Annotated in this window: 17 protein-coding genes; 16 read left to right on the top strand and 1 reads right to left on the bottom strand. The window is 44.3% G+C overall.

What is annotated here, in order from left to right:
- The first annotated feature begins 52 nt into the window (after positions 1-52).
- The 7 genes from LDX50_RS01000 (at position 53) to LDX50_RS00970 (ending at position 7,681) form a co-directional block, all read left to right on the top strand.
- Positions 53-703, top strand: a complete 651-nt coding sequence (locus tag LDX50_RS01000) for a class I SAM-dependent methyltransferase (protein ID WP_225696539.1) — start codon at positions 53-55, stop codon at positions 701-703.
- Between the two features lie 3 nt (positions 704-706).
- Positions 707-1,795: a glycosyltransferase family 4 protein gene (locus LDX50_RS00995; RefSeq protein WP_225696538.1), complete on the top strand. Its 1,089-nt coding sequence runs from the start codon at positions 707-709 to the stop codon at positions 1,793-1,795.
- A gap of 22 nt (positions 1,796-1,817) precedes the next feature.
- Positions 1,818-3,254, top strand: a complete 1,437-nt coding sequence (locus LDX50_RS00990) for an MBOAT family O-acyltransferase (protein ID WP_225696537.1) — start codon at positions 1,818-1,820, stop codon at positions 3,252-3,254.
- A gap of 52 nt (positions 3,255-3,306) precedes the next feature.
- On the top strand, positions 3,307-4,344 hold the full coding sequence (locus LDX50_RS00985) for a hypothetical protein (protein WP_225696536.1): 1,038 nt from the start codon (positions 3,307-3,309) through the stop codon (positions 4,342-4,344).
- Entirely contained in the window at positions 4,334-5,449 is a 1,116-nt protein-coding gene (locus LDX50_RS00980; RefSeq protein ID WP_225696535.1) for a glycosyltransferase, read from the top strand. Before LDX50_RS00985 ends, LDX50_RS00980 begins: the two co-directional genes overlap by 11 nt.
- A 38-nt stretch (positions 5,450-5,487) precedes the next feature.
- Positions 5,488-6,480 carry a GNAT family N-acetyltransferase gene (locus tag LDX50_RS00975; protein WP_225696534.1) on the top strand — a complete coding sequence of 331 codons (993 nt, stop codon included), beginning with the start codon at positions 5,488-5,490 and terminating at the stop codon, positions 6,478-6,480.
- A 118-nt stretch (positions 6,481-6,598) separates the two neighbouring features.
- Complete coding sequence (locus LDX50_RS00970; protein ID WP_225696533.1) at positions 6,599-7,681, top strand: hypothetical protein; 1,083 nt, start codon at positions 6,599-6,601, stop codon at positions 7,679-7,681.
- A gap of 1 nt (position 7,682) precedes the next feature.
- Here LDX50_RS00970 and LDX50_RS00965 read toward each other — a convergent pair whose 3' ends face one another.
- On the bottom strand, positions 7,683-8,750 hold the full coding sequence (locus LDX50_RS00965) for a right-handed parallel beta-helix repeat-containing protein (RefSeq protein ID WP_225696532.1): 1,068 nt from the start codon (positions 8,748-8,750) through the stop codon (positions 7,683-7,685).
- A gap of 86 nt (positions 8,751-8,836) precedes the next feature.
- Here LDX50_RS00965 and LDX50_RS00960 point away from each other — a divergent pair, with 86 nt between their 5' ends.
- From LDX50_RS00960 to LDX50_RS00920, 9 genes are all read left to right on the top strand, one after another.
- Positions 8,837-9,814, top strand: coding sequence for a polysaccharide deacetylase family protein (locus LDX50_RS00960; protein ID WP_225696531.1), 978 nt, complete (start codon positions 8,837-8,839; stop codon positions 9,812-9,814).
- The gene (locus tag LDX50_RS00955; protein WP_225696530.1) at positions 9,801-10,958 is read left to right on the top strand and encodes a glycosyltransferase family 4 protein; all 1,158 of its coding nucleotides are present in this window, start codon (positions 9,801-9,803) and stop codon (positions 10,956-10,958) included. Before LDX50_RS00960 ends, LDX50_RS00955 begins: the two co-directional genes overlap by 14 nt.
- Positions 10,955-11,566 carry a sugar transferase gene (locus LDX50_RS00950; protein ID WP_255647309.1) on the top strand — a complete coding sequence of 204 codons (612 nt, stop codon included), beginning with the start codon at positions 10,955-10,957 and terminating at the stop codon, positions 11,564-11,566. Before LDX50_RS00955 ends, LDX50_RS00950 begins: the two co-directional genes overlap by 4 nt.
- A 399-nt stretch (positions 11,567-11,965) precedes the next feature.
- Complete coding sequence (locus LDX50_RS00945; protein ID WP_225696529.1) at positions 11,966-16,285, top strand: T9SS type A sorting domain-containing protein; 4,320 nt, start codon at positions 11,966-11,968, stop codon at positions 16,283-16,285.
- Between the two features lie 826 nt (positions 16,286-17,111).
- Positions 17,112-17,720 (top strand): acetyltransferase, encoded by a 609-nt coding sequence (locus LDX50_RS00940; protein ID WP_225696528.1) that lies wholly within the window; start codon positions 17,112-17,114, stop codon positions 17,718-17,720.
- Positions 17,710-18,354: an acetyltransferase gene (locus LDX50_RS00935; protein ID WP_225696527.1), complete on the top strand. Its 645-nt coding sequence runs from the start codon at positions 17,710-17,712 to the stop codon at positions 18,352-18,354. The genes LDX50_RS00940 and LDX50_RS00935 overlap by 11 nt, the downstream gene beginning before the upstream one ends.
- Before the next feature lie 93 nt (positions 18,355-18,447).
- A complete protein-coding gene (gene xrtF, locus LDX50_RS00930) occupies positions 18,448-18,966 on the top strand; it encodes an exosortase family protein XrtF (RefSeq protein ID WP_225696526.1) in 519 nt (172 codons plus the stop codon).
- A complete protein-coding gene (locus LDX50_RS00925) occupies positions 18,963-19,379 on the top strand; it encodes an exosortase F system-associated membrane protein (protein ID WP_225696525.1) in 417 nt (138 codons plus the stop codon). Before xrtF ends, LDX50_RS00925 begins: the two co-directional genes overlap by 4 nt.
- Before the next feature lie 26 nt (positions 19,380-19,405).
- Positions 19,406-20,530, top strand: coding sequence for an aminotransferase class I/II-fold pyridoxal phosphate-dependent enzyme (locus LDX50_RS00920; protein ID WP_225696524.1), 1,125 nt, complete (start codon positions 19,406-19,408; stop codon positions 20,528-20,530).
- Positions 20,531-20,548: the final 18 nt, after the last annotated feature.

The raw sequence follows: 20,548 nt of genomic DNA, 5'->3' as shown, positions 1-20,548 counted from the left end.
ATCGTGATAATTACTTCTTTTATGACACCGTTCAAGTTCAGAATTTATAATTATGGGAAAATCAATTCTTCAGCCAAGTTGGGTAAAAAGCACTAAGTCAACAAGGTTTGATCAGGTAAGACACTTCTTTGAAGGAAAGGACGTATTGGATATTGGTTGCGTTGTAGGGTTCAATAAACCTGACTGGATGCATGGCAATATTCAGAAAGTTGCCCGAAGTGTTCAGGGAATTGACATTGACCGTGGCAAGATTGATAAAATCAGGGAAGCGGGTTATAATGTACAATTCGGAGATGCACAGAATTTTGATCTTGGTAAAACCTTTGAATTGGTTCATGCTGGTGAATTGATAGAACATCTTGATAATTTCAATGGATTTCTTACTTCTGCGAAAAAGCATATGAACGCCGACAGTCGTATGCTGGTAACAACACCGAATGCATTGCGCGTGGGTAATTTTATTTATTCAATGACTGGAGGTCTGAAGGTTAATGATGAGCATACCTGCTGGTTCTGCAAGACAACACTCAAAACGCTGTTTGATCGCAACGGATTGGAAATCGTTGAAATGGGATATTTAAAGCATGAAACCTATTCAGTGCCGCGTAAGGTGATGTCTAAAGTGATTCGATCAATCCTTTCGGAAGACAATAAATGGAATACGATTTATGTTTATGCCCGATTGAAGAATGGGACGAACTAGCAATTGAAATTGAGAATTCTTCAGATTATTCAACGGCCGCAGCGAAGGGGAGCAGAAATTTTTGCTTGTCAGCTTTCAATGGAACTTATTCAGCTTGGGCATGAGGTTGACGTTCTCTATTTATTCGATGCCCCTGAAAATCAGTTAAAATTCGACCTGAATTTCATTGGTCTGAATGCGCATGAGAATCGGCGTTTTTGGGATTTTGTTAAGTACCGACAGCTTGCAGATATCATCCGGAAAGGAAGATATGATGTAGTTCAGGCCAATGCCGGTGATACCCTGAAATATGCGGTTCTTTCAAAAAAAATCCATAAGTGGAAAACTCCGTTGATTTTCAGGAATGCAAATAAAATGAGTGCCTTTATCAGAGGTCAGTTTCATTACAGATTGAACCGATGGTTTCTTTCCCAATGCGATTACTACATCTCGGTAAGTGAAAATTGTCGGATTGATCTGATCGGTCTGTATGAAAAGGCAAGGGAAAAGTCAAAAACGATAACAATTGGCACTTACCACTTTGAACATATTGATGCCTTGCAAAGAAATGATGAGAATACAATTTTTATAAATATCGGAGGGTTGGTTCCTGAAAAAAATCACTTGTATCTCATCGACGTGTTCAATGCAATCCGATCTGATTATCCGAACGCCAGGTTGTGGCTTGTTGGAGATGGTAAACAAAGAAAGGCAATTGAGGAACACATTGCGGCATTGTCCCTTGAACAATACGTTAAATTATGGGGTAACAGAAAGGATGCCATTTCACTTCTAAAGGCATCTGATGTTATGATCATGCCTTCGCTGATTGAAGGACTCCCAGGCGTCATACTAGAAGCGATGAGTTGTGGGATCCCGGTAATTGCTACAGATGTAGGAGGAATAGGCGAGGTAGTTCTGGACCGGAAAACAGGTATCCTGATCGAAGACTGGAAATCGGAGTCCTTTGAGAAAGCAATTCATAAAATTCTCGACGATATTAATTTCAGGCAGCTGATTGTAAAAAATGCAAGGGAATTGGTGGATGAGAGATTTCTATTGCCCAATATTGCCGAAGAATTTTTGAGAACGTATAGCTCACTAGTAAAATAACAGTCTTCGGACGCTTTCAATAATGTTATTCAATTCCATTGAATTTCTTGTTTTCTATCCGATTGTCTTTTTTCTGTACTGGAAGTTTTTTGCAGTTAAGATCAGGCCACGTGCTTTATTTATAATCGCTGCCAGTTATATCTTTTATGGATGGTGGGATTACCGTTTTCTTTCGTTGATTATAATCAGTACGCTGATAGACTACTCGATTGGGACACAACTGGCCAAAACTGAAAACCCCCGAACAAGAAAGTCATGGCTTCTTCTAAGTCTTTTTTCAAACCTTGGTATACTTGGGTTTTTCAAATACTATAACTTCTTCGTTGCCTCGTGGGAGGAATTATTCAGCTCCTTTGGCATAAGCTGGGACCCGCTATTTCTGAACGTGGCACTGCCTGTAGGGATTTCCTTTTATACCTTTCAGACCCTAAGCTATACGATTGATGTTTATAGAAAGAAAATTCCTCCCTGTGAGGATATTTTTCAATTCGCAGCCTATGTCTGCTTTTTCCCCCAGCTTGTTGCCGGCCCGATTGAACGGGCCTCCCATTTACTGCCACAATTTGCTCTTCCTGCAAGGGTAAAAAGATGGGAGATCAGAATTGGCCTGAAACAGATGTTGTGGGGATTTTTTAAAAAAATTGTCATTGCAGATTCCTGCGCTCCCATTGTTAATCAAATATTTCAATCGCCTGATTCTTATTCCTCCGGAATGCTTATCGCCGGATCCATACTCTTTGCATTTCAGATTTATGGAGATTTTAGCGGTTACAGTGATATCGCAATCGGTACTTCACGACTGCTTGGTTTTAAGCTTATGGACAATTTTAACTATCCATATTTCAGCCGATCAATTCCTGAATTCTGGAGAAGATGGCATATTTCACTATCTACCTGGTTCAGGGATTACCTATATATTCCATTGGGGGGAAGCCGTGGCACTTTTGTGAACAGGGTTCGTAATGTCTTTATCGTGTTTTTGGTAAGCGGGCTTTGGCACGGAGCAAACTGGACCTTTGTATTTTGGGGATTAATTCATGCATTGCTCTTTATGCCGGGGTTATTGCTGCGGGTTAGAATGTTTAAATCCAGTATTTTCAGGGCACCAACGAGCGAACACTGGTTCCTAAAAACTTCTTCGGTTATAATCACATTTGCTATAGTATGCATTGCATGGATATTTTTCCGTGCATCAAGTATTTCTGAAGCATGGACCTATCTTAGTAATATTCCGATAAATTGGAAAACGAACAGTATATCCGGTATTCCCGGTTATATTTCTGGTATTATTATTCTTTTTATACTGACGGAATTTATTTCCAGACGCCAGAGATATCCTGTTTTCTATTCCATGCCTAATCAATGGGGCAGGTCCCTGGCTTATTCAGTTACCGTTATTTTTATCCTTGTGGCCCTTTACCTGAATGATGAACAAACATTCATATATTTCCAGTTTTAAACGTATACGCTACTTCGGGAGGCGACTTGCTCAAATTTTAATTTGCATTGTCTTGCTTCTGGTTCTTGTTGAAGGTGGTGCATTGCTTTTGAATAAAGCTGGATTCTGGCCTTTTTCTGCTCCCACATATGATCAGACACTAATTACAAAAGACAATATCCTGGCAGATATCGACAGCGTCGTGGGGATTTGGCGGCAGCCGAATATGGATACACGAATAACAGGCAATTGCTTTGATATCCAATACAGTTCCAATTCATTCGGTGCCCGTGATATCGAATGGGATCTGTCCACATCCGAGAACGGTACGGTTTTTCTCGGGGATTCATATATTGAAGGATATGGAATCAATACAAAGAGCAGGGTTTCCGACCTGTACGGACTTATGACTAACCGGGAAACCTATAATCTCGCTATTTCCGGACATTTCGGACCTACACAATATCGACTCATTTATGAAAAACTTTACAAAATGCTCCCGCATGATGAGGTAATAATCGGCCTGAACCTGCCAACAGACATATCGGATGAAGATATCGATAAATGGCGTAACCGTCGACGATACCGGCCCTATCTTGTTGGTGATTTTCCTGATTTTGAAATTGAATACGGCACCGTAGCTCTCGATAATTCTGTTTACTCAAGATCGAAAAATACTTCGCAAAGTATGAAAGTTATTTTGAATGAGTATTCATTTATTTATCACGCTCTTTTAAATCTGAAGGGAGTTAAAATGGCAAGTGACCCGGTTCATATAAGAAACTATGGTGAAAAATTTGATAAAGCGCTAATTGACCGAATTGCCTATAATCTTATACAAATTGATAGCTTGGCGGGTAAGAATAAAAAGGTTTACTGTCTCCTTTTGCCTAACCGCGAGGTTTTAGACAAGGAAGGGTGGATATTTGAAGAATATTTTAATCAAATTAAAGAATACCCTGGTGTTGAGAATATCAACTTCATTTCAATCAGGGATTCATTGCAGGACACTGATTCCATGGATATATTTCTACCATGTGATGAACATTGGAACAGCCACGGAAACAGACTTATTGCTCAAATATTGAAAAACCGGATTCATGGCAATTAAAATCCTTCATATCATCAAATCTCTTGGGCGGGGCGGCGCTGAAACATTATTGCCGGAATCACTTAAACTTCACAACCAGAACAAATTTGAATTTCACTATGTCTACTTCCTCCCCTGGAAAGACCAGATGGTCAGCTCTATTGAAGAAAACGGAGGGAAGGTAACATGCATGGAGGCAAACAATAATATAGCCATTATGCGAAAAAGGAATGAAGTTGTGGATTATTGTCGTAATAACAATATTCAACTCATTCACTGTCATTTACCCTGGGCTGGATTCCTCGGGCGCCTTGTTCATCGTAAGACGGGGATCCCGATGGTTTATACCGAACATAATAAACAGGAGCGTTATCATCGCGTAACTTTTAACATTAACAGGTGGACCTTTAACAGCCAGACAGCTGCGATTGCTGTATCAGAAGATGTACGTGATTCCATCATTAAAAACATAAACCCCTCAATACCGGTAAGAACCATTCTCAATGGTGTAAATACAGTTAATTTTCAGCGCGACCGGCTGTCCGGGATAAGCCTGAGAAATGAGCTGGGTTATGATGAAGGTACCGTCGTTATTGGAACCATCGCTGTATTTCGTTTTCAAAAAAGAATTGTTGAATGGCTGCAGATTTTTAAAGCGGTGCATCAACGACATCCCGAAGTGCGGGGCATCATTGTGGGAGATGGTCCCTTGAAGGAGGAGATCCTCGCAGAACGTAAACGACTGGAACTGGAGGAGGTTGTGCATATGGCTGGTTTACAAACAGAAGTAAGGCCATACCTGTCGGCCATGGATATTTACCTGATGTCGTCGTCATTCGAAGGTCTTCCTATTGCTCTACTCGAAGCATTGAGTATGGAGTGTGCTGTTGTTACAACCGATGCAGGTGGGATCGGCGAGATTATTACTCATAATCAACATGGACTGATGGCATCGGTAGATCAATGGAAAACCCTTGCTAATTATATTACTGACCTGATAGAGGATTCCGATAAACGCAGAATCATGGGATCTGCAGGACGGCAACGGATTGTTGACGCTTTCAGCATGGAGCAGATGGTCAGGAACCTCGAGGGAATCTATCAGGAATATGCATCGAAGGCTTGAACAGAATGTTTATATTCGTAGTTCAATAAGTATCCTATATGGAATTCCGACCCGCCAATCCTGCAGATCTCGAAGGTATAATTGCTTGCCTGAAGCGCAGTCTTGGTGAAACATCATCTCCCAAGACGCTTTCATACTGGAACTGGAAACATGTCGATAACCCTTTTGGCCCGTCACCTGTACTCATCGCAGAGGACAATGGTAAAATTATTGGCGTAAGAGCCTTTATGCGCTGGTCCTGGCGCTGGTCGGGAAAGAAATATAATGCACTAAGGGCTGTGGATACAGCAACCGATCCCGATTACCAGGGGAAGGGGATATTCAAGAAGCTCACAATGCAGCTGCTTGAAAAATGTGCTCAAGAAGGTGATCATTTCATCTTCAATACGCCCAACACCCAAAGCCGTCCGGGCTATCTGAAAATGGGTTGGGTAGAAGTGGGTAAATTACCAGTAAGGATACGTATCGCCAGCTTAATAAAAATGGTGAGGGCTTATATCACCGGAAAGGTTAATTCTCCCGATGTGGATCCCGTTTTACCAATCTATCATTTACCGACTGCCCTGAAGAATTTTGATGACAGTATGGCGCGTTATCCACGACCCACCGGGATCAATACCATTAAGAATAAAAAATATCTCAAATGGCGGTATGTGGATTGCCCGATTCAGCATTATTACGGGTACCTTGATGGGTATGACCAGGAACAGATGCTGATGATCTTTTACCCAAAGGTCCAGAAATACGGCGTTGAACTACGGATTTGTGAGGTTCAGAGCAACAGTCCGTTGGCACTACATAAGCTAAAGAGGGCTATGAGAATCATCGGTCAGACCTTCAAGCCAGCCTACTGGTCAGTCGCAAATGCTGGTGACGGGATACTTACCCAGGCTATAAAAGAGGCCGGATTTGGAAAAGCCAGGCGTATAGGGCCTGTCCTAACTGTCCGTTATCTGCAGGATAATCTGCCGGTCGACTTAAAGGAGATCGACCCGTGGGATGCGACATTGGGGGATTTAGAATTATTCTGATATGATAGTTGGAATTATTGTTCTTATTATCACGGGGATTGCATCTTTCAGAATAATTGCAAAATATGGCACCAGATTCCCTTTCCTCAACGTATCACTGATGCAAAATATTTATTTTATGCATCTGTTTATGTCGGTGGTGTATTTTCTTTATGCCGCATTCAACCCGTCAGATTCTCACTTTTACTATGAAAAAGTCATGCTGGATTACCGCGGTCCGTCCTGGATCGATTTTTATGGAACCAGCACAACATTTATTGAATGGGTAGGCTATCCTTTCATTCGGTATTTTGGATTTTCCTATGAAGCAATGATGGTACTTTTCTCATTTATGGGTTTTCTTGGATTCATTTACTTTTATATTTTTTTTAAGGAACATGTTAAATTCAGGCATAAAGTCTTTGGCATTGAACTTCTGCCGATAATATTCCTGCTTCCTAACCTGCATTTCTGGAGTGCATCCTTTGGGAAAGGTTCGATTATCTTACTGGGAATGGGACTCTTTTTCTTTTCCTTATCCTCTCCAAAAGAAAGATTCGTGCCATTGCTGATAGGTTCATTCATTATTTATCATGTGCGGCCGCATATCATGTTGGTAATGATTATTTCCTCAATCCTTGCTTTTACTTTTTCATCAAAGGGATTAAATACCTCTCTTCGGGTGGCGTTGATACTGGTTTCAATTATTAGTTTCTATTTTATTTATGAAGATGTTCTCACCCTTGTAGGAATTGAACAGGGCGAAGAATTTGCCCAGGGGCTGGATTTAACCCACAGGGCGGAGGAGTTAACAAAGGCAACCTCAGGTGTGGATATTACCAGTTACAGTTTGCCCATGCAGGTGTTTACTTTCCTTTTCAGGCCGTTGTTCATTGATGCACCTGGACTGCTCGGATTGATAGTAAGTTTTGAGAATGTCTTTTATCTGGGCATGCTCCTTATTATTTTGAACATAAAAGGGTTTAGTTTTATTGTAAAGGGGAACTATCTGGTTAAGGCAGCTTTCTTCAGCTTCATTTTTGTTTCAATTGCCCTGGCACAGATTAGTGGGAATTTGGGAATTGCAATAAGACAGAAATCTCAGGTAATGTTTCTTTTTCTTTTCTTCGTGATTGCATTCCTCGATCAGCAAAAAATGGTCCGATACCTTGAGTTCAGGAGACGAGCCAAGAAGACTTCTAAAGTGGTAAATCAATCGTGATTCATTTGTTGGCTCCTTTTCCGAAATAGGTTTTATATTGATTTCGGCCGTTAGGTACTTCATTTTCGCCTAATTCAATATTTTCACTATCGGTCGCATATATTAAAAACATTCTACGGTTTGCCTGCGCCATGATATTATTTGCTACAGCTTTGAATCCATCTACGCGTATCAGTCTCCAGATTCCGCCATTATTTGTGCCATATATTTTTGTCGATGTATTAGTATCAAATATATACGGCCCCTGCATGTGTTTATTTGATTTATTCCCAATCCAAATGTTTCCGGCCGAATTAACCATGTTATTTTTTACGGTCACATTTCTCACTACTCCCTTGCTGCTGGCAGCTGCAACCCAATTTAGGCGCTGCCTTCCAAATTCATTATTTTCAATTAAAACATTCGAAACAATTTCACCGTCATTGTTCGGTTCCAGATCAATATGAGACCTTCTGATCATAGAAATTTGGTTTTCCCTGATTGAAATATTAGAACCGTTTGTTATCGCAATACCCTGTCTGCCATTCTTTTCAATGATCGATTTTGTTATATCGATATTTTCACTCGTGCCTGTTATGTAAATTCCATCTCCATAAATCTGACTGAATGCACAGTCTGTTATTTGTATATATGATGTGTTTCTTAGCTCCAGAGCGTGCTGTGCCTCCAACTCTTTAACATAAGCCTCTTCTTTGACGCCACCGTTGATATTTGGTCCTACTATCCGCAGATCACGGACGATGATGGAATCAGAATTCTTAATTACAAAATGTGCCCTGTTTCTGGGCCACCTGTTTTTATATACAGGATCTGAAGGTGTCGCATTTTCCCCATTGGTAACCGATTTAATTGTGAATCCGTTAAATTGAAATTCGATATTAGTCTTGCCTTCAACGATGAGAGTTTCCTCGTAAATGATCTCTTCATTTTTAAAAATGACAATAGAATTATCTTTCAACTCATTAAAAAAAGTCTTTAGATCCGATCCATCATAAACAATGGTCTTCCGATCCTGGGCATGCAAGGCAAAAGAACTCAGAAGCAGTATGTAGATTAATATTGAACGCATAGTTAAATTTTTTTAAAATTAAGCCATTAGTGATGTTAGAATCAATTTAGATGCCACTTTAAATTTCTAAATACTAAATTTGCCCCATGCCCGGCCATTTTATCATATCGCTCGATTTCGAACTGCACTGGGGAGGCAGTGAAAAATGGCCGCTGGAGCCCATGAAACCCTACTTCATGCGCACGCGTAAAATGATCCCCGATCTGCTGACCCTGTTTAAGAAATATCAGACGCATGTCACCTGGGCTACGGTCGGGCTTCTCTTCCATGAATCCCGGCAGGAACTTGAACAATACCGGCCTGATCGGCCTACGTATAAATTGCCCATTGCCGCCTATGACTACATCCAAAATGATGGCATAGGTGCCGATGAGGAGGAAGATCCCTTTCATTACGCGCCTTCATTGATCCGGAAGATCCTTGATACGCCCTACCAGGAGCTGGCCACCCATAGCTACAGCCATTACTATTGCAATGAAGAAGGCCAAACCCCGGAACAGTTTCGTGCCGACCTTCAGGCCGCACAAAAGATCGCCCGGGATAAGTTTGGTGTTACTTTGAAATCGCTTGTCTTCCCACGCAACCAGTTTAATGAACAGTATCTCATGGTGTGCAGGGAGGAGGGAATTACCTCGGTCCGTTCCAACCCGAAGGACTGGTTCTGGCATATCGACAGTACCCAGGATGAATCACGCTACAAACGCCTGGTGCGTGGCGCAGATGCCTTCCTGCCCATCGGGAAAAAATCAAGCTTCCCGGATCCGAAACCCACAGATCCGCTCCTGATCCCTGCCAGCCGGCTACTCCGGCCCTGGACCGAAAAAGAAGCACGTCTTGGACGGCTAAAACTGAAACGTATTTTCAGTGAGATGGAAGAGGCAGCAAAATCAGGCGAACACTATCACCTCTGGTGGCATCCGCATAACTTCGGTAATCACCCGGAGAAGAACCTTGCTGACCTGGAACTGATCCTTCAGCATTACCAAAAGCTTTCAGAACGCCATAATTTTCAAAGCATATCCATGGCCGGATTTACAGAAAAATTGTTGCATGAAGCCAATTAAGCTGGTCAGAATTACTACCGTACCCATTTCGCTGGACCTGTTGTTACGCGGACAGCTGAAATTTATGCGCGAACAGAATATCGAGGTGTTCACAGCAAGCGCAGACGGTCCGGAGATCACGAGGTTTTCTGAAAGGGAGGGAGTCCCTCATAAAATTTTCCCGTTGACCAGAAAGATTACGCCCTTCATAGACATGAAAGCCGTTGTTGAATTGCGCAACTGGCTGAAGGAAATAAAACCCGACATCGTTCATACGCACACCCCTAAGGCCGGACTGATTGGAATGATGGCTGCATTATGGGCGGGCGTTCCTCACAGACTCCATACAGTAGCAGGAATGCCCCTGATGGAGGCAACCGGTACAAAAAGAAAAATTCTGGAAGCTGCAGAACGAGTTACATACTCATGTGCCACAGCGGTTTATCCAAATTCCATGAATCTGAAGTCATTCATCGAGTCATCCATTCCGGTGGATAAACAGAAGCTGAAAGTAATCGGCAAGGGCAGCTCCAACGGTATCGATACCGATTTTTTTCAGAACACCCCGGCTTTGTCCGCTCAAGGCAGTAACCTTCGGAATTCACTGGGTATCGGTGAGAAAGAGCTTGTGTTTACCTTCGTCGGTCGAATTGTAAAAGACAAAGGCATCAATGAGCTTATAACCGCTTTTTTAAAACTTTCAGAAATCCGAAATGACTCCCATCTTGTTTTGGTCGGTCCCTTTGAGGATCATCTTGATCCTGTGTCTGCAGATACAAGAAAAGCCATAACGGAGCATCCGCGGATCCACAGCGTAGGGTTTCAGTCCGACATCCGTCCTTATCTTTCTATGACGGATGTATTTGTATTCCCGTCTTACCGCGAAGGATTTCCAAATGTGGTCCTGCAGGCCGCAAGCTTTCAGCTGCCGGTAATTGTAACGGATATCAATGGCTGCAATGAGATTATAGCGGATGGTGAAAATGGGATCATCGTACCGGCAAAGGATTCGCAAGCGTTGCTGGAAGCCATGAATCGCTATGCCTCAAATGCGGATCTGCGTGGGCTGTTCGGACTGGCAGCACGAGCCAGTGTGGTTGATAATTACAGTCAGAGCGCCATCTGGCAGGCGCTCCTCAAAGAATACCGGGAGCTTGTTCAATGATCTACCGTAACTTCATAAAGCCCCTTGGCGATTTATTTGCCGCGCTGTTCGGACTGGCCATCACTTCTCCCGTCTGGATACTTACCGCTATTGCGCTCACCATTGCCAATCGGGGCAGTGCATTTTTTGTGCAACCGCGTCCCGGGAAGAACGGCCGGATATTCCGGCTGGTTAAATTCAAGACCATGACCGACGAGCGGGACGCGAATGGGGAGTTGCTGCCCGATGAGGACAGGCTTACAAAAGTCGGCACGTTTGTGCGAAAATCATCCATAGATGAGCTACCCCAGCTATTCAACATCCTGATGGGCAACATGTCGCTGGTAGGCCCACGCCCGTTGCTTGTGGAATACCTGCCACTTTACAATGAAGAACAGGCGCGCCGCCATGAGGTCAAGGGTGGCATTACCGGCTGGGCGCAGGTAAATGGGCGGAATGCCATCAGCTGGGAACAGAAATTCAAATACGACGTGTATTATGTTGACCATCAGTCGTTTTGGCTGGATATGAGAATTCTCTTTATGACCGTGGCTAACGTACTTAAGCGGGAAGGTATCAGCAGCGGGACGAGTGCTACGATGGAAAAGTTTAAAGGCAGCGAATTATAGTCAGTAGTCAGTAGTCAGTAGTTAGTCCCGTCATCCCGAATTTATTTCGGGATCCTCAAGAATATGGAATACAATAAAGCTATTTTTTTGCTTATGATTGAATGCGATACTTAATTCTATAGTAGGCAATTACCATCGCAGGATTCGTCTTGGCTGTAAATCTTGGAGGGGATCATGTATTTAAGATGAATACAACTACTGACTACTGACTACTGACTACTGACTATCCGCCAGAGGCGGACCCCTTCGGCGCTGACTGCAATCCAATCTTATCCATGTAATATCTGCCCCCAAATCACCTCACAATTAACTGTTTAATGGTTTACCTTAGAATATTATAGGGGAGAGGTATGCCTATTTTGATTTGAAAAAACGGCATATCGGCTAATTTTTATCGATATGAAGCATTTTTTACTTATAGTCGCAGCAGGCTTAATTTCATTTTCAGCAGTAGCGCAAAATAACTTCCGAAGCCGGCAGGACGGCGACTGGGAAGACAGCAATACCTGGGAAGAGTTCAATGGTACTTCCTGGCAGAATACTGCCAATGTGCCGGACGTCGCTGCAGGCAATATTCTCATTGAGTCATTCACCACAGTAACGATCAATGCAGATATTACCCTCGATGAACTGCTCGTTGGAGAAGATGCATCGCTCATTGTTGCAGCCGGAATTACCGTCACACTTGCAGATGGGGCAGGAACTGACCTCGAAGTTACCATCGGGAATGGAACAACGATTTTCGACGGATTTTTTAGCATAGAACCAGGTGCGAAGATGGTTAACCAGGGATCCGTTATTAGTTCAAGCCTTAATTTTTCAGTTCAGGGCGAATATGAACATGCACAGGATGGGGGCTCAGTCCCCGAAATCGGCTGGTCATCCGGATCCACACTGAAATTCACCGGAATTCAGAATAATGCTCCTGCCAATGTAACCGGCCCCTTTTATAATTTTATCTGGGATAATGCTTCACAGGCTTCAGACATCACCCTTACCGAAAACATTTCAGTTATTTCACATGATCTGATCATCGAAAATACAAACGGTCAGATCCTGGAATTATACGGCGGCGGCACCGCTCTAACCCTGGGTATCGGAAATGATTTCATCACCAAACCAGGTACTTCGGTGATCATCAGTTCGAATGCATCATTCGATGTGACGTTATCAGGAATGCTGTTAAACGAAGGTACGCTGAACATTAGCGGACCCACAGGTAATGCATCGCTGCATGTGAGCGGAGATATCACCTCTACCGGAGTTCTTACCAGTGCCACCTCATCAATCCTGGAGTTTGAGGGAACGGATCAGGTAGCGGATATTACAACAACCAGTGGCGAGATCAACTATCAGGTTGCCGACGGTACAGCTCTTTATCTCAATGAAAGCATACTCTCCGGCATTGGGTCTTTTACGACAGGAACCAATGTTGATCTTTATCTTGGTAGTCTTGATGCCAATGGAGCCCTGCAGCTGGGCAGCGGCGGAAATATCCAGGTTCCCGGAGCAAGCAGAACGTATGGAAATGGTACTCAAATAATTTATGCAGGGTCGGTTCGTCAGTATGTCGGTGACGGGCATCCTGCCGCAGTGCCCATGATCATTGAAAATCCGCAAGGCGTAGAACTGGTATCCGATGTAACGCTGGATAACGCACTTTCATTATCCGGGGGTGCACTCTACCTTAATTCCAACTCCCTCAGTCTGTCGGGCACGCTTTCTGCTGCTGGCGGATTTTATATTTATCCAACCGCCAACGCATCCATTTACCTCACCGGAAATGGAGATATGGGAAATTTTCCATTTCCGCCTACTCCCCAGACCATCAATAATTTTGAACTAGACCGCACGGGCCCTGGCGGGGTAGATCTTGTAACGGATCTCACGGTTAAGGGTAATCTTACGCTCGGCGATGGTACTCTTGATATAAGCGGTTATGCACTTGAAATTGAAGGAGATATTATTTCCGGTTCCGGGGACATCAGAACTAATTTACTTTCAGATATTATCATTACCGGAAGCGGTGCATTTGGCGGCATCCCTTTTGCAGATGCCACGAATCAGTTAAAGTCATTTACGCTGGCCCGAAGTGGGGCGACCTACGCTCCGGGGGCTGACCTTGTGATTTTTGAGTTACTGGAACTTCGGAATGGAACCTTCGATAATGCTTCGGATCGTATATTGTTACTGAATCAAAGCGATGTTATCCGTCACTCCAATGCCCTCTTAACGGGCGTACATCCGCGATTATTTTCAGGTAATTATAACCTCACTTACAGGGGCGGATCTATTACGGCCGGACCTGAATTGCCGGGTGCAGGAATCGATGAGCTCGGTGATCTGACCATCGAGGGCGGACCGGTGACTATTGCGAATGACCTGATTATCAATGGTGATGTTTCACTCGTTTCGGGTGGTATTTTCGCTCCAGGGGTGAATTTCATCATGAGAGGCGCATCCTGGGATCAGGATCTGGGAACCTTTTCGAATGATAACGGACAGGTGACATTTGAATCTGTTACTGCCGTAACTGCGACTGATGCGGCGACATTTAACAACGTACTCCTTACCGCGGGATCGGATGTGACGTTTGATAATATCCGTTTGTCGGGTGATCTTGACATTAATGCTGCAGCTGCAGTTCAATTCAACAACGCACTCCAGCTTTCCGGAACTGCGATACAGAATTTAAATGTTCAGGGCGCTTCGATCAAAGACATTCTTCTGAATAAAACAGGTGGCGAGGTGAATATTACTTCCGTACTGAACCTAACCGGTAAAATGTCCTTCATTTTTGCTGCGGTGATCAACACCAATGACAATCTGATTGTAAAGGCAGGTACCGATGCGCTCAATGGCGGAAGTATACAGATCATTCCTCCCGGATCATCGATAAATGGATCTGTTACAGTTGAACGATTCCAGGGCGGAACAACACCCACGGGAATTGATGTATACCTGGGTTCGGCTGTTTCAGATGCCGATATTGCCCAGCTCCAGGATGATTTTGATGTGTATGGAACGTTCACCGGCGCGTCTCCAGGTCCGTCAACACCGTCTCTCTTTTTTTATGATGAAACCCAATCAGGTGACCAGTTCACCGGTTTTACAGCCTATCCGACAACATCAAATGCAGAATTATTGAATGTTGGAACCGGTTACAAGGCTTTGGTGAAAGGCAATGGAGATATGGTAATAGATGTAACAGGTACCCTTAATCAGGGACAGATTGCCATACCTGTATCATTAACCGACACTGGCATGCCAGGTGCAGATGGCTGGAACCTGGTAGCGAATCCCTATCCGGCACCCATTGGATGGGATCAGCTCGGCGGATGGGACAAAGCCAGTGTGAATAATATGATTGTGCTTGAAATGGATGGCCGTTTTCTGTATTGGAATGGAACGGGAGCCGGTAATTCGAGCCGTACAGTGATCACAAATGGGGTCATACCTGCCGGACATACTTTTTGGGTTCAGGCATCCCAGTCGGGAAATCTGATTATTGAAGAATCCGCTAAAATAGATCCTGCTTCACCTCCCGTTTTTGCAGATCCATCTGATCAGTTGATCATCACACTCGAAAACGGAGCTGAATTTGATGAAACCGTCGTGGCTGTCTGGCCGGATGCTACAAATGGTTTTGATGCCGGTCTGGACGCAGTTAAACTGGATAACCAGGGATTTGATCTTTCAACAAAGGCCGATGATGGTACTCCGTTGGCACTGAATTATATTGAACCGTTTGGATGCCAGGCGCAAATTGACATTCAGCTGAATGACATGGTGAATGGAACCTACACAATTAGCTTTTCCGAGCTTACAAGCTTCACATATCCCTATGATATCACGCTGCGGGATAATTTTCTAAGTACAGATATTGATGTTCGTTCACAGAATTCATACGATTTCACCGTGGATGAATTGAATGCAGCAACCTTTACCGATCGTTTTCAACTCATTTTTAGTATTGATCTGGCGGTGCTGGTAAATACAGCAATCGATCTTCAGTCCAATGATTTTGTTTGTCCGGATACAGATGCAACCGTTATTATGAACACCACACAGCCGGGCATCACCTATCAGGCATATCTGAACGGTCAGCCATATGGAAGTACGTTTACCGGAACTGGGCAAACCAATATCATTGATATTCCTTCTGCGGATCTGCAGGCGACCAATACATTTAAAATTTCGGCAACGGCACCTGCCTGCGGTGCTGAAATTGATTTACTGGAAACAATTACCATTACGCGAACAGTTGTTACACCACAGATTGTACAGTCCAATAATGAACTGATTTCAAACTACCCGGTTGGTAATGAATGGTCATTTGGCGGTACTGTTATATCCACTGCAGACAGGATTACTCCTACTGAGGAAGGAATCTATACCCTTACAGTAACCCAGAACGGTTGCCAGGCATCCACGACTCTTGATTTTAACATCGTGGCAAGTGTGGATGAGGAATTCTCTAATGCGATCGCTATCGCGCCAAATCCGGCAACAGACCATATAAAAGTCTATCTCCCGGATGAAGCAGGATCTGATGTTCAGTATGAATTTATCACCCTTACCGGAAGCCTGGTTAAGTCCGGACAAATCTCCCTGTCAGATCCTGTAATTGATCTGTCCAACGTTCAGGTAGGCGTATACATTCTGCGCATCGTTACCCGTGAAAGAACCGGAGTGAAACGGGTTCTTGTTAGTCAGTAGTCAGTAGTCAGTGGTCAGTAGTCAGTAGTCAGTGGTCAGCCCGCCTCCCGGAGGGCAGGCAGGTAGTCAGTAGTGGTAGTTGACAGGTACTGGAAATAGGGAATAGGATGTTCCGTCCCATCGGGACGGCGTATTGGTAGCAAACGGTGTTATTTACCGATGCCGTGTTGCGTATGAATAGATCATAATAAGCAGGGAAAAGAGAATAGGAAATAGGGAATAGGGTGTAGGCTGCTCCTTCCAGATCGTCATTCCGGCGGTACTCCCTGAGGTCCCAATAGGGACAATCAGGGAGTCGGGCCGGGATCTGTTGTTGGCAGATAATTGATAATAAGGAATAGGCAATAGGAAATAGGGAATAGGGAATAGGGTGTTCCGTGTCCCCGAACCGTCATTCCGGTATAACCTGCTGGCTTTGAGCCGCAACCCCTTTTTCACCCGTCATCCCCGCCTTCGCTATACCCTTCGCTTAGGCTTCGGGTATCGCAGAAGGCTACGGCGGACAGGCCGGTGTAATCTCCCGGCATTGAGCCGACCCTCTTTTATCCCGGTGTAATCTTCCGCCCTCGTCACATCGGGACTATGTAATGGTAGCTAACTTCCTAATATTCATATAGTTGCGATTTTTTGATTTCCAATAAGAATGAAGCAGATCCCCGCCCGACTCCCCGGATGTCCTTATGGGACACCTGGGAGTACCGCAGGGATGACGAGAAGGAGGTGGCGTCGGCCATTAAGACAACTGACAACTGACAACAAGGAAACTACTGACTACTGACCACTGACTACTGACTATTTTCCTATATTGCGTTTCAAAACACTCAATATGTATCTATTCGGTGCTAGCGGACACGCAAAGGTAATTTGTGACATCCTCGACAAGTCAGGAATTTCCGTAAAGGGATTCATTGAAGATGATCCGGAGAAAAAGGAATTATGGTCAGTTCCGGTTGTTGGAACCACTGATGCGTATAATTCTGAGTGGCAACCCTGCCTGATTTCCATTGGGAATAATGCGATCCGGAAGAAAATTGCAGAACGTATTCGGATTCGTTATGAACGGGCCATTCATCCTGATGCCGTGATCGCCCGGACGGCACGCATCGATGAAGGAACCGTCGTAATGGCCGGGGTGGTAATCAATCCGGATACTTCCATCGGCAGACATGTAATTCTGAATACGCGTTGCTCCATTGATCATGATTGTCACATCGGTGATTTTGTTCATGTGGCTCCCGGGTCTACACTTTGTGGAGGTATTACAGTGGGTGAAGGTACCATGATAGGTGCCGGAGCCACGATTCTGCCGAATATTACCATTGGTAAATGGGCTGTGATCGGTGGAGGTGCTGTGGTTACCAAAGATGTGCCGGATGGCGTTACGGTAGTTGGCTGTCCCGCAAAAAGAACAAACAAGCAGAAAAATGATGAATAACCGCCCACTCTACATTTACGGTGCAGGCGGATTGGGAAAAGAGGTCGCTGCCCTGATTTTTGAGATCAATCGCGTTACTCCGCAATGGGATCTTCGTGGTTTTTTCGATGATGCCTGGCCAGAAAAGAAGGTATGTTATGATCTTCCGGTTATCGGGGATCTGGATGCCCTGCTAAATTTACAGGATAAGATCGCACTGGTTGTGGCTATAGGTAATCCTGTTGTTAAGCGGGATGTGATCCTAGGCATGGCTGCCCGTGACATTGAATTTCCAACACTTATTCACCCTAATGTTGTACGTTATGACCGGGAAAGAATTCATATCGGAGATGGTTCGGTTGTCGGCGCAGGGGTCACAATGACCACGGATATTAAGATAGGGCATCATGTGCTGATCAACCTGCATACAACAATCGGTCATGATTGTGAGATCGGCGATTTCAGTGCCATAATGCCAGGGGTAAATCTTGCAGGTGGCGTTACCGTTGGAAAATCAGTCTTTATTGGAAGCGGCGCAAACCTCGTGAATGCTGTGAATATTGGTGAAGAGGCCAGAATTGGCGCGGGTGCCGTGGTATTGCGGGATGTATACGCAGGAAAAACGGTAGTGGGAGTTCCGGCTCATGAGCGTTGATACCAGATGAGCCCCGGTGTCCCGGATTAGTTTTAAGAAAAGCATTTTTACTCTATATTGCGGTCATTCTGATATTCAACGGATCTATTGAAGATGCTTAAGGAATTCTGGCCTTCCATTGCTTTTTTGCTCAAATTCATTGCCCTGTATCTGGTGATGAACCTGTTGTACGGTGTGTATGTAAATCACTTCTCGCCTTCACCTGATCCCGTTACTATTGAGGTCGCACGCCAGACAGACCTTCTTTTGAATATTCTTGGCTTCGAAACAACTACCGAGGTGCGTGATCAGCAGACAGGGGTGTACATCAATAGCGTAGCCAGACCTATTATTTCGGTTTATGAGGGATGCAATGGCCTGAATGTCATGATCATTTTCATCAGTTTTCTCCTGTCCTACGGAAAACCCAAAAAAGCATTGCTCTGGTTTATCCCCCTGGGGTTTGTGGTCATACATCTGACTAACCTTGCCCGGATCGGACTGCTTTATCATGTGAGCCTTTCGTTTCCCGATTATCTGTATTTTACACACAAATATTTCTTTACCGGGATTATTTACGTCGTAGTATTTCTTCTGTGGTGGTGGTGGGTGGCACGCCTGATTAAAAAATGATGAAACTCCCCATTTCTTCCAAACGCGTGATCCTTTTAGTTGTTGGCATGATTGGCCTACTGCTGGTTTATCTGCTTCAGAATGATATAGCAGATCTTGGTAAAAACATGGCAGGGAAGGGGTTCTGGGCTTTTGCGACAGGCCGGGCAATACGTTTCATTCTTAACGATGTGTTTGCGCTCCTGATCATTTTTGCACTCTTCTTTGAACGGAAATACATCATTTTTGCCATTTATGTTCAACTCGCAGGAATGGTGCTGATCCTGTTTCCCTACCTCATTCTGAAATATCATATGCCAGGTTATAACGGTCCGCTTATTTCTTTTTTACACCGACTGGTTCTGAATCCGCTGTTGTTGTTATTACTGATACCTGCATTTTGGTATCAGCGACAGCTTCCGGAGAATAAATAAGTGGCGTTTTTTGCTATTTTTGCTGCATGCCAAACAGACTCTACCTTTCATCTCCCCACCTGGGAGAAAATGAACAGAAATATGTTCAGGAAGCCTTTGATACCAACTGGGTTTCTCCGGTTGGTCCGAATATCGACGCTTTTGAAAAATCTATTGCCGTATACGCTGATACAGGATTTGTAGCCGCTTTATCTTCCGGTACTGCTGCTATTCACCTGGCTCTGATAATGCTCGGAGTAGAACGGGGGGATACAGTCCTGTGCTCCAGTTTTACGTTTGCGGGCTCCTGTAATCCGATCGTTTACCTTGGTGCCGAGCCTGTATTTGTTGATTCTGAGACTGCAACCTGGAATATTGATCCGGAATTAATGGAAGAAGCGGTCAAAATGCTGATTGCGGAAGGGAAAAGGCCCAAAGCACTTATTCTTGTGCACCTGTACGGCATGCCGGCCATGATCAATGAAGTGATGGAGATCGCAGCACGTTATGAGATTCCGGTAATCGAAGACGCTGCCGAAGCGCTGGGCAGCCGATATCAGGAAAGAGCCCTGGGAACCTTTGGAGTGATGGGGGTTTATTCCTTTAATGGCAACAAAATCATCACTACGTCCGGAGGCGGTGCGCTGGTGTCTGATAATGAATCGCTGATAAACCGTGCACGGTTCCTTGCCACACAGGCACGGGATCCCGCACCCCATTATGAACATACGCAAATCGGATATAACTACCGGCTTTCCAATATTTCTGCTGGAATAGGCAGGGGACAAATGGAAGTACTTGACGAACGAATTGCTGCCCGACGCGCAATATTCAGACAATATCAGGAGGAATTACAGGATATTGAAGATATAACCTTTACGGAAGAACCCGAAGGGTATTTCTCCAACCGTTGGCTGACAACGATTCTGATCAATCCGAAATCAGGCATAACCCCGGAAAAAATTCGAATTATGCTGGAAGAAGAGAATATTGAATCCCGCCCGCTTTGGAAGCCTATGCACCTGCAACCCGTCTTTAAAGACGCAAAAAAGGTCGTTAACGGCGTCTCTGAGAGTCTTTTTAATACCGGATTATGCCTTCCGTCGGGCTCGAATAGTCCGCAAGACCGAATTAATCAAACCATCGAAATGATAAAAAGTGTCTTTAAGTAATTAATTTCTATTGTTTCA

The organism is Fulvivirga sedimenti (assembly GCF_020328055.1).
The sequence above is the reverse complement of the archived record's forward strand: the minus strand, read 5'-3'. Positions and strand labels throughout refer to the sequence as shown.

Coding starts and splice junctions, on each gene's coding strand:
- LDX50_RS00975 (WP_225696534.1), top strand. CDS start 5,488: ATGGAATTCCGACCCGCCAATCCTGCAGATCTCGAAGGTATAATTGCT.
- LDX50_RS00955 (WP_225696530.1), top strand. CDS start 9,801: ATGAAGCCAATTAAGCTGGTCAGAATTACTACCGTACCCATTTCGCTG.
- LDX50_RS00980 (WP_225696535.1), top strand. CDS start 4,334: ATGGCAATTAAAATCCTTCATATCATCAAATCTCTTGGGCGGGGCGGC.
- LDX50_RS00960 (WP_225696531.1), top strand. CDS start 8,837: ATGCCCGGCCATTTTATCATATCGCTCGATTTCGAACTGCACTGGGGA.
- LDX50_RS01000 (WP_225696539.1), top strand. CDS start 53: ATGGGAAAATCAATTCTTCAGCCAAGTTGGGTAAAAAGCACTAAGTCA.
- LDX50_RS00945 (WP_225696529.1), top strand. CDS start 11,966: ATGAAGCATTTTTTACTTATAGTCGCAGCAGGCTTAATTTCATTTTCA.
- LDX50_RS00990 (WP_225696537.1), top strand. CDS start 1,818: ATGTTATTCAATTCCATTGAATTTCTTGTTTTCTATCCGATTGTCTTT.
- LDX50_RS00935 (WP_225696527.1), top strand. CDS start 17,710: ATGATGAATAACCGCCCACTCTACATTTACGGTGCAGGCGGATTGGGA.
- xrtF (WP_225696526.1), top strand. CDS start 18,448: ATGCTTAAGGAATTCTGGCCTTCCATTGCTTTTTTGCTCAAATTCATT.
- LDX50_RS00965 (WP_225696532.1), bottom strand. CDS start 8,750: ATGCGTTCAATATTAATCTACATACTGCTTCTGAGTTCTTTTGCCTTG.
- LDX50_RS00940 (WP_225696528.1), top strand. CDS start 17,112: ATGTATCTATTCGGTGCTAGCGGACACGCAAAGGTAATTTGTGACATC.
- LDX50_RS00925 (WP_225696525.1), top strand. CDS start 18,963: ATGATGAAACTCCCCATTTCTTCCAAACGCGTGATCCTTTTAGTTGTT.
- LDX50_RS00970 (WP_225696533.1), top strand. CDS start 6,599: ATGCATCTGTTTATGTCGGTGGTGTATTTTCTTTATGCCGCATTCAAC.
- LDX50_RS00950 (WP_255647309.1), top strand. CDS start 10,955: ATGATCTACCGTAACTTCATAAAGCCCCTTGGCGATTTATTTGCCGCG.
- LDX50_RS00920 (WP_225696524.1), top strand. CDS start 19,406: ATGCCAAACAGACTCTACCTTTCATCTCCCCACCTGGGAGAAAATGAA.